Origin of the sequence: Lactobacillus sp. UMNPBX12 (genome assembly GCF_002553955.1) — a bacterium.
Taxonomy (GTDB): Bacteria; Bacillota; Bacilli; order Lactobacillales; family Lactobacillaceae; genus Lactobacillus; species Lactobacillus crispatus.
The window spans coordinates 1-1,739 of the sequence record NZ_PCYY01000058.1 but is presented as its reverse complement, the minus strand read 5'-3'; the positions used below and the strand labels follow the sequence as shown (position 1 = coordinate 1,739).

Genomic DNA, 1,739 nt, shown 5'->3' with positions numbered 1-1,739 from the left:
CTCGTATTATATAAATTAAATCTGTGTTGATTGTCTTTTTAGTTTGTTTATTCGATCATCAGATGCTAGTCTCTAATTGTCATTGACCTTGGTCAATTGGTATAGGTTTTCACCTCCTGTAGCTTGACTACTTTGTAAGTCTGCCGCCCAAGCAGTTTTGCTAATGACTTACTCACATGCTGTATTGATTCTGGCTATTACTGATTCAGAGCAGTTTCAGTCGCAGCTTTTTAGCTTGAACCTGTGAATACTTATATTTTGCGAGACTGTCTTAGAAACTGTAATTAGGGGCTAACATGTGATGATCGATCTATGACCAAATATTTGTTAGAAAGGAGGCCATTCTCAATGAAACTTTTTATAGGAATTGACGTCAGTTCTAAAGACTTGCAAGTCGCTATTACTGACTCAGAAAATCATCAAAAACCTTTGCTTAACCAATCTTTTTCTAATGATCTGACTGGCGCTAATAAGGTCAAAAAGCTAATTCTCCAACTTGCTAAACAGAATAGCTATGACAAGGTAATTATCGGCATGGAGGCTACTTCAATTTATAGCTTTCATCCAGCCTATTTCTTTGCCAATGATGAGGACTTGCAAAAGCTTAATCTTGAAACTGATGTCGTTAATCCCAAAAATACTAAACGATTTCATGACGTTTACGAAGAAAATAAGAATGATCCTATTGATGCCTATTACATCGCGGAATACTTACGCTTTGGCAAGTATCACGTCACTATCGCTCGACAAGAGGAATACTTAGCTCTCCAGCGTCTAACCAGAACCAGATATGAAATCACGTCTTCCCTGGCCAGAGCTAAGCAGCACTTCATTGAAGCCCTTTACTATCGTCTAAACAAACTGGTTACCGTTGACAAGGAAAATATTAAAACTTCTATCTTTGGCGCAACAATGCTGTCTATTGTGACTGATAGTAAAACCATCGATGAAATCACTGAGATGCCAATCGAGGATTTAATTGATTACCTTCAGACTAAGGGACGCGGCCGCTTCTCTGATCCAGAAGCTTTAGCTAAAGCAATCAGGAAAGCCGTCAGAGGATCCTATCGTTTAGGTAAAGTCATGAAAGACTCAATTGATGCAGTATTATCTGTTTACTATACCGAGATTAAAACCAATCAGAAATTGATTAAAAATTTAGATAAAGCAATTACAGACATCGTTCAAGCGCTCCCTGAAGAGAGAATACTGCAGTCTATTCCGGGAATTGGACCAGTTTACTCTGCTGGCATCATCGCTGAAATTGGTAGTATTGATCGGTTCGATACTGAAGCTCAGCTGGCTAAATACGCCGGCCTAGCTTGGCGTCAAAAGCAGTCTAGTGATTTTGACAGCGAACACAAGCCAATGACCAAAAACGGCAATCATTATCTAAGATATTATTTGGTTGAAGCTGCCAACCTAATTAGATTAAGAGATCCCGTTTTTCGGAAGTACTATCAAAAGAAGTACGATGAAGCTTTCTATTCCCCGCATAAACGTGCTTGCGTCCTTTGTGCAAGAAAACTAGTTAGGACCATTTTCACTCTGCTCAAAAATGGTCAAATCTATCAAACACCGAGGTGATCAATTGGTCTAAAACATTTTTGGAGGAGTAAATAATAGTTATTAAAAACCCTTGAAATAGGGCCTAGTTTCATGCACGCAAATTTTGGCTTTAACACAAACTAATTAAAAATAAAATTTACAATTTACATTGACTTATCACCACATGACTT

Annotated in this window: 1 protein-coding gene; it reads left to right on the top strand. The window is 38.1% G+C overall.

The genetic code is table 11. The annotated features are described in order from the left end of the window. Positions 1-348: 348 nt before the first annotated feature. Entirely contained in the window at positions 349-1,587 is a 1,239-nt protein-coding gene (locus CP363_RS10450; protein ID WP_089145574.1) for an IS110 family transposase, read from the top strand. The last annotated feature ends 152 nt before the right edge of the window (positions 1,588-1,739 follow it).